At 38.2% G+C, this 7,988-nt stretch carries 8 protein-coding genes; 2 read left to right on the top strand and 6 right to left on the bottom strand.

The genetic code is table 11. From position 1 onward, the window contains the following. The 6 genes from CHB58_RS09170 to CHB58_RS08660 form a co-directional block, all read right to left on the bottom strand. On the bottom strand, positions 1–84 hold an 84-nt coding region (locus CHB58_RS09170; RefSeq protein ID WP_245807354.1), incomplete at its 3' end, for a GTP-binding protein. A gap of 150 nt (positions 85–234) precedes the next feature. After that, positions 235–2,307, bottom strand: coding sequence for an elongation factor G (fusA, locus tag CHB58_RS08680; RefSeq protein WP_425478101.1), 2,073 nt, complete (start codon positions 2,305–2,307; stop codon positions 235–237). Between the two features lie 51 nt (positions 2,308–2,358). Beyond that, positions 2,359–2,829: a 30S ribosomal protein S7 gene (rpsG, locus tag CHB58_RS08675; protein ID WP_089323717.1), complete on the bottom strand. Its 471-nt coding sequence runs from the start codon at positions 2,827–2,829 to the stop codon at positions 2,359–2,361. A 21-nt stretch (positions 2,830–2,850) separates the two neighbouring features. After that, positions 2,851–3,231 (bottom strand): 30S ribosomal protein S12, encoded by a 381-nt coding sequence (rpsL, locus tag CHB58_RS08670; RefSeq protein WP_089323716.1) that lies wholly within the window; start codon positions 3,229–3,231, stop codon positions 2,851–2,853. Positions 3,232–3,339: 108 nt separating this feature from the next. Further along, the gene (locus CHB58_RS08665) at positions 3,340–4,443 is read right to left on the bottom strand and encodes a glycosyltransferase (RefSeq protein WP_089323715.1); all 1,104 of its coding nucleotides are present in this window, start codon (positions 4,441–4,443) and stop codon (positions 3,340–3,342) included. Between the two features lies 1 nt (position 4,444). Beyond that, a complete protein-coding gene (locus CHB58_RS08660; protein WP_089323714.1) occupies positions 4,445–5,728 on the bottom strand; it encodes an O-antigen ligase family protein in 1,284 nt (427 codons plus the stop codon). A gap of 60 nt (positions 5,729–5,788) precedes the next feature. On the opposite strand from CHB58_RS08660, the gene purH reads away from it, so the two are divergent. Together purH and CHB58_RS08650 are read left to right on the top strand one after the other, a co-directional pair. After that, positions 5,789–7,384: a bifunctional phosphoribosylaminoimidazolecarboxamide formyltransferase/IMP cyclohydrolase gene (purH, locus tag CHB58_RS08655; protein ID WP_089323713.1), complete on the top strand. Its 1,596-nt coding sequence runs from the start codon at positions 5,789–5,791 to the stop codon at positions 7,382–7,384. Positions 7,385–7,396: 12 nt separating this feature from the next. Next, positions 7,397–7,948 carry an acyl-CoA thioesterase gene (locus CHB58_RS08650; protein ID WP_089323712.1) on the top strand — a complete coding sequence of 184 codons (552 nt, stop codon included), beginning with the start codon at positions 7,397–7,399 and terminating at the stop codon, positions 7,946–7,948. Positions 7,949–7,988: the final 40 nt, after the last annotated feature.

Genomic DNA, 7,988 nt, shown 5'->3' with positions numbered 1-7,988 from the left:
TAGTGTTGTCTTACCATGGTCTACGTGTCCTATAGTTCCCACGTTCTTGTGGGGTTTGGTCCTTTCAAATTTTTCTTTAGCCATTTTATTCCTCCTTAAATCACCTTATTGCATTTTAAAAGAACAAAAAATTTTTCGCAGGGTGAAATTATATTCCTTTCACTGCAATTGTAAAGACCTTATAAGAAAAATCCCCCAAAAGAAGGGGGATTTTATCCAAAAATTCAATCTTTTTTATTTACTTCTTTCTCCAATTATCTGTTCAGCCACATTAGCCGGAACTTCCTCGTAATGGCTAAATCTCATAATGTATGTTGCTCTTCCCTGAGTCATAGAACGAAGGTCTGTTGCGTAACCAAACATCTCAGCAAGTGGAACATAAGCCTTTATAACCTGCGCGTTCCCTCTTGCTTCCATTCCCTGAACTCTACCGCGACGCTTGTTAAGATCACCTATAACATCGCCCATAAACTCTTCAGGAGTTGTTACTTCAACTTCCATAATAGGCTCAAGAAGAACAGGATTTGCTTTTTTAGCACCCTCTTTAAAAGCCATAGAACCGGCAATCTTAAACGCCATTTCAGAAGAGTCAACTTCGTGGTATGAACCATCAAAAAGCGTTACTTTTATATCCACCATAGGATAACCTGCAACAACTCCTGTTTCCATAGCTTCCTTAACACCAGCCTCAACAGCAGGGATGTATTCTTTTGGTACCACACCACCTTTAATAGTTTCATGGAACTCAAAACCTTTACCAGGCTCAAGAGGCTCTATCTTAAGCCATACATGACCGTACTGACCTCTACCACCTGTCTGCTTGATAAATTTACCTTCCTGTGTTACTTCTTTTCTAATGGTTTCTCTATAAGCAACCTGAGGCTTACCAACATTAACATCAACGTTAAACTCTCTCTTTAATCTATCAACAATAATTTCAAGGTGGAGCTCTCCCATACCAGAAATAATTGTTTGTCCAGTTTCATGGTCGGTTGAAACTCTAAACGAAGGGTCTTCTTTTGCAAGCTTTTGAAGTGCAAGAGAGAGCTTCTCCTGGTCTGCCTTAGTTTTAGGCTCTACAGCAACAGATATAACAGGCTCAGGGAACTCCATAGCTTCAAGAATAATAGGATGATCAGGATCGCAAAGAGTATCCCCGGTATATGTATCCCTCAGTCCAACAGCTGCAGCAATATCCCCGGCACCAAGAACTGGAATCTCCTCTCTTTTATTTGCATGCATACGAAGAATCCTTGCAAGTCTTTCCTTCTTCCCTCTTGTTGCGTTAAATACATAAGAACCTGATTCAAGAAGTCCCGAATAAACCCTGATAAATGTCAGCTGGCCAACATAAGGGTCTGTAAGAATCTTAAATGCAAGAGCAGAGAAAGGAGCATCATAGGAAGCTGGTCTTTCTTCCTCTTCTCCTGTTTTTGGATTTATACCTTTAATTGGAGGCACATCAAGAGGTGAAGGAAGATAATCAACAACTGCATCAAGAAGAGGCTGAACACCTTTGTTTTTAAAAGCAGAACCACAAATCATCGGGAAAAACTTAATTTCAAGAGTTCCCTTTCTTATAGCAGCTTTTATCTCATCTTCTGTTATCTCTTCTCCTTCAAGATACTTCATCATTATCTCTTCATCAACATCTGCAAGAGCCTCTATAAGCTTTTCCCTGTACTCTTCAGCAGTTTCAATAAGGTCTTCTGGAATCTCTTCCTCGTGGAATTTAGCACCTAAAGTTTCCTCTTCCCAGATAATCGCTTTCATCCTTACAAGGTCAACAACACCTTTAAAGTTATCTTCCGCACCTATTGGAATTTGAATAGGAACAGGTTTTGCACCAAGCTTTTCTTCCACATCATTTACAACCTGGAAGAAATTGGCACCTATTCTATCCATCTTGTTAACAAAAATTATTCTTGGAACTTTATACTTGTCAGCCTGTCTCCATACCGTTTCTGTCTGTGGCTGAACTCCACCAACAGAACAAAGTACAGTTACAGCACCGTCAAGAACCCTGAGAGAACGTTCAACTTCAATTGTAAAGTCAACGTGACCTGGAGTATCAACAATATTTATACGATGGTTTCTCCAGAAGCAGGTTGTTGTAGCTGAGGTAATTGTAATACCTCTCTCTTTCTCCTGCTCCATCCAATCCATCTCAGCAGCACCTTCGTGCACTTCACCTATCTTGTGGATTCTTCCTGTATAGTAAAGAATCCTTTCAGTTGTAGTCGTTTTACCCGCATCAATATGGGCAATAATACCTATGTTTCTAACTTTATCAAGTGGAACTTTAATCTGTTTAGCAGCAGCCTTACTCACAACGGCCTCCATCAAATTCTTTTAAATTTACCATCTATAGTGGGCAAAAGCTTTGTTGGCTTCGGCCATTTTATGGGTATCTTCTCTCTTCTTAAACGCACCACCTTTCTGGTTGTAAGCATCAATAAGCTCATTTGCAAGCCTATTAACCATTCCGCGCTCAGAACGAGCACGTGCAGCGTCCACGATCCACTTTAAAGCAAGATGTATCTGTCTTTCTGGTCTAACTTCCATAGGCACCTGATATGTGGCACCACCAACACGGCGTGGACGTACTTCCATTATAGGTTTTACATTTTCTACAGCTTTGTGAAATACTGAGAGTGGATCTTCTCCAAGCTTCTCTTTTATAATGTCAAAAGCACCGTAAACAATCTTTTCAGCCACACTCTTTTTCCCGTCTTTCATAACCTTGTTAATAAGCTTTGCAACAAGCTTATCTCCATATACAGGATCGGGAATTATCTCTCTTGGTGGAACTGGTCCTTTCCTTGGCATGCCTTTCCTCTCCTACAAATTTTATTTTTTCTCTTTAGGTTTCTTAGTTCCATACTTAGACCTTGACTGTCTTCTTCCTTCAACTCCAGCAGCATCAAGGGCACCACGAATGATTTTATAACGAACACCCGGAAGGTCTTTAGTTCTTCCGCCCCTAACAAGAACAACAGAGTGCTCCTGAAGGTTGTGCCCAATACCTGGAATGTAAGCTGTAACTTCAATTCCGTTTGAAAGTCTTACCCTTGCAACCTTTCTAAGAGCAGAGTTTGGCTTCTTAGGTGTTGTTGTAAACACCCTTACACAAACTCCTCTCTTCTGAGGGTTACCCTGAAGAGCCGGTGATTTAGAGCGTTTAATCTTTTTCTCACGCCCTTTTCTAACAAGCTGATTAATTGTGGGCATACTATCTCCTCCTATATAGTTTGGCGGTTGAATATAAGCAAATAGAAACCCTATTGTCAAGCCGCCTTATATCGCAAGATGGGAATTTATTAAATAATGTGCAAATTTTCAAGAACACAAACTTTCAATAAGCTCTTTCCATTTCCTTCCCGTTTCCTCAATAGAGTATTTCTTTGCCGTTTCAACTGCCCTTTTAGAAATTTCAGCATATTGAGACGAAGATAAATTAACCGCTTTCACCATCCTGTCTGCCAGACCATCAACATCTCCCACAGGAACGGCAAAGCCGTTTTCTCCATCTTTAAGATACTCTCCTATACCACCTGCAAGGGTGGAAATAACAACTTTCCCTGATGCCATAGCCTGTAAAAGTGCACCTGCTATACCTTCAGAATTTGAGGAAAGAACAAAATAATCTGCCGCCTGAAGAATTTTCTCAATATCTGACCTAAATCCAGCAAAAATAACTTTATCTTCAACCCCAAACTGTCTTGCAAGAGAACGAGCTTCTGCTGAATCTGTATCATGACCTACAAGCATTAAACGCCACCCAGAACTTGCAACTTTAGAAAAGGCTTTTAAAAGAACATCCTGTCCCTTTCTCCAAGGTTGAAAATTCGCAACATTGACAAAAAGCTTTTCTCCCGACCTAATTCTGAACTCTCTCCTTTTTTCCTCTCTATATTTATCAGACGGCTTAAATCTTTCAAGATCAATTCCACTTTCTATTATATGAATTTTGTCCGGGAAAAATCCTTTTTCTTTAAGCATTAAACCCACATCTTTTGAAACAACAACAATAGCATCTGCTATTCCATACTTAAATTTTTTAGATAGAAAAGAAGGTACAAAACCCGACCTTCTCATACCTATAAGCTTTGGCTTTTTCTTTATAAAAGGCCAGATGGGCAGGAGAAAGTTAAAAGCTCCAGAGGAATTTGGAACAATAACATCATAATTACCATTTTTAATTATTCTATAAAGAGTCTTGTAAACATTAAAGTCAAACTTTTCATTCCCTTCACCTTTCTGAAAAAAATGGAGCGGTATTTTACCTTCAAGCCTATCTCTTAGATGCCTATTACTAGAAGCAAGAGCCATCTCAACATCAAAATATTTTGAAAGCTGACAGGATATAAGGAACGTTTGTTCTTTCGTTCCGCACCATCCAACTCCGTCTATTATCTCAAGAACTCTTATTCTATTTCTCAACTTAACTTACACCTCGCTTAGTAGAATTCTTTACTTGCGAAAGCAGATAAAAGTTTATTCCAAGTATAAACATAAAGCAGATTTTAACCTCTGAATCAGTAAAATTATTCTCAAAAAAACCTGCCACTGCAAATCCAAGATACATTGTGCTGAAAGCAGCGAACACCGGATCCAAAAACCTGCGGAAAGACACAAGATTAACCACCACTAAATATGCCATAAAAGAAACATATCCTAAAACTCCCAAAACACCGTAATCCGTCAGATACCTTACATATATACTATGACTTAAACAGTGGAAAAAATTTCTATCACATAAATTCTCAACCTTTGGCGGTTTCTTCTTTAAAATAGCTTCATAACTTTCCGGAATATATTCACAACAGTAGTCATTTCCAACAACTGGCGCCCCAAAAATCTTTTCCTTTAAAGAAAATTTCTCATCAAACGCCCTCAGATGAGAACGCCAGATTATAAGTCTGATAACATTACTCATGTTATGTCTTGTATCTGTAATGCTTTTAAGTCTATTTTTGAAGGAAGGAACAGAAAAAACCAAGCCAGCGACCAAAGTAAAAAAGATAGGTAGGTAAATGAACGATTTTTTTCGGAAAATGAAGGAAAAAAATAGTATTAAACCAATGGTAACACCTATCCAATATGAACGGCTCTGAGTTAACAGAACACCAAAAAATAAACTTATTGTGGTAATCAGATAAAGTTTATTTTTCTCTTTAAAAAATAAACCCAGAAATAGAAAAAAAAGTAAAATTAACACCCCTGCTGCCGTTAAAGGATGATCAAAAAAACCTACGGGTCTTACGGGAACCATGTAAAATTTAACGGAAAAAATCCTCTCCAAAGAAACGCTTTTCCAACTTCTATGAGTAAAAGCTTCAAATAAAAGCACTAAAACTGACACTACAGAGCTAAAAGACAGAAGCTTCATCAACATTTCAAGACTTAGACCTCTCTTTAATCTATCATACACCAGGAAAAACGGTACAAGATTGGTATTCCAGGATGTTTCCTGCCACGCCTTTAATACGTTTTTTGAAAGCAAAACACCAAAAGCTTCCGGAATTAAAAATAAGCCAAGAGGCTTAACATTCGGAAAACAGATCCTACTCCCGGAAACAAACAATAAAAGAAAGCCCAAAATACCCAAACCTATAGCTATATTATCTCCAGCTATAGAAACAGGAATAGTAAGAGCAAGAAGATAAACACTCAATGTTAGCAGAGACGAGCCGGCTTTCTCTAAAAGCTTTTTAACTTCAGGCACGATAATCTCCCTTCAGTTTGATAAAATTCAGCCTGAATAATATACCACAGGAGGTAAATATTGAAACCTGTAAGAGCCCTTATATCCGTTTCTGATAAAACAGGTGTAGTGGACTTTGCAAAATCTCTTTACAATTTAGGCATTGAAATCATCTCAACAGGGGGAACTGCCAGGCTCCTTAAAGAAAACGGTGTTCCGGTTAAAGAAATATCAGAATTAACAGAATTTCCTGAAATTATGGAAGGCAGGATTAAAACTTTGCATCCAAAAGTTCACGGAGGAATTCTTTCAAAAAGGGATAATCCAGAACATATTGAAACAATGGAAGACCTGGGAATAAAGCCGATAGACATTGTAGTCGTCAACCTTTATCCATTTAAAGAAACCGTTAAAAGTGAAAAATCTTTTGAGGAAATAATTGAAAATATAGATATAGGTGGCCCAACGATGGTAAGGGCTGCAGCAAAAAACTTTAAGTATGTGACAATAGTTACAGATCCTTCCGATTATAAAAAAATAATAGAAGAATTGGAGCAAACTGGAAAAATCTCTCTAAAAACAAGATTTTATCTTGCAAAAAAAGCCTTTAATCTCACAGCTCACTATGACGCTGTAATAACAGACTATCTTTTTAAAGTTAATGAAAACGGCGAATTTTTAACAGAGCCACCAGAAATGAGAAATCCACTAACAATCACTTTTGAAAAGGTGCAGGATTTAAGGTACGGAGAAAACCCTCACCAAAGAGGCGCATTTTACAAAGAAATCTTTATAGATGAACCCTGTATATCAACCGCAAAGAAAATTCACGGAGAGAAAGAGTTATCGTTTAATAACATTTATGATATAGATGGTGCACTAAACCTTGTCCTTGAATTTGACCCAAACAAAGAGAAAGTTTGTGCCATTATAAAACATGCAAACCCCTGCGGAATAGCTATTGGCAACTCTGCCTCCGATGCCTATGAAAAAGCTTTAAAAGTTGATCCTGTTTCAGCGTTTGGAGGAATCATAGCTTTTAACTGTCCTGTTGATGAAAACACTGCAAAACTTATAACAGAAAGGTTTTATGAATGTATAATCGCTCCAGATTACTCTGAAGAAGCTTTAGACATTCTAAAAACAAAAAAGAACCTGAGAGTACTTAAATTAGACAGTATGGATAAGTTAATAAATAAAGGGGAAACCTCTCCTTTCGATTACAGGAAAGTTGTAGGCGGAATGCTTGTACAGGACAGAGACCTTATAACTCTTGACCCTGAAAAGTTAAAGGTTGTTACAGAAAGAGAACCGAATGAAAATGAATGGGAAGATCTTCTATTTGCATTTAAAGTAGTAAAATGGGTAAAGTCAAACTCTGTAGTTTACGCAAAAGACGGCATTGCAATAGGAATAGGAGTTGGACAAACTTCAAGGGTGGACGCAGCAAAATGTGCAGCTAAAAAAGCAAAAGAGATGGGACTTGAAATGGAAGGCTGCGTTCTTGCAAGTGAAGCGTTTTTCCCGTTCAGAGACAGTGTTGACGAAGCAGCAAAAGTAGGTGTGAAAGCGATAATACAGCCAGGCGGTTCTATCAGAGATGAAGAAGTTATAGAAGCTGCTAATGAACACAACATCGCAATGGTATTTACAGGTATAAGACATTTCAGACATTAAAGGGAGGGAACTATGGCAGAAGAACAGAAGCAAAACCAGCAGGAACAGCAGGTAATAGTTGGAACTATGCAATACAGAGTTACAATGGGAGAAACAGACGCTTACGGCGTTATGTACTACGCAAACTACTTCCATCTTTTTGAAAGGGGAAGAACAGAGCTTTTCCGAGCTCTTGGCATTGAATACAAACAAATTCTACAGCAAAAACAGATTCTTATGCCCGTTGTGGAAACTGCATGTAGATACATGGCACCTATAGTTTACGACGATCTTATAACCATAGAAACCGCCATAACAAACATAGAATCAAGAGGAATAAGGTTTGACTACAGAATTATAAGAGACGAAGCTGTTCTTGCTGTTGGATTTACCCAGCATATATTTATAGATCCACAGGGAAGACCTGTAAGTTTTGGTAAAGAAGTATTGGAACACCTAAAATCCAAAGGTCTTATAAAAGAAGCTACACACGCTGAAGCAGAACCTCCAAAGTCTGAAGAGGACGTTCAGGAAAGGCTCAAAAAGTTTGTCATAGAAAAAATCAAAGAAGATAAAGATAACTAACAAAGGGGGAAATCCCCCCTTTACTTACAACGGGGCAACA

Origin of the sequence: Desulfurobacterium atlanticum, assembly GCF_900188395.1 — a bacterium.
Lineage (GTDB): Bacteria > Aquificota > Aquificia > Desulfurobacteriales > Desulfurobacteriaceae > Desulfurobacterium_A > Desulfurobacterium_A atlanticum.
Note: the sequence above shows the minus strand (reverse complement) of the source record. Positions and strands in the feature narration are given on the sequence as shown.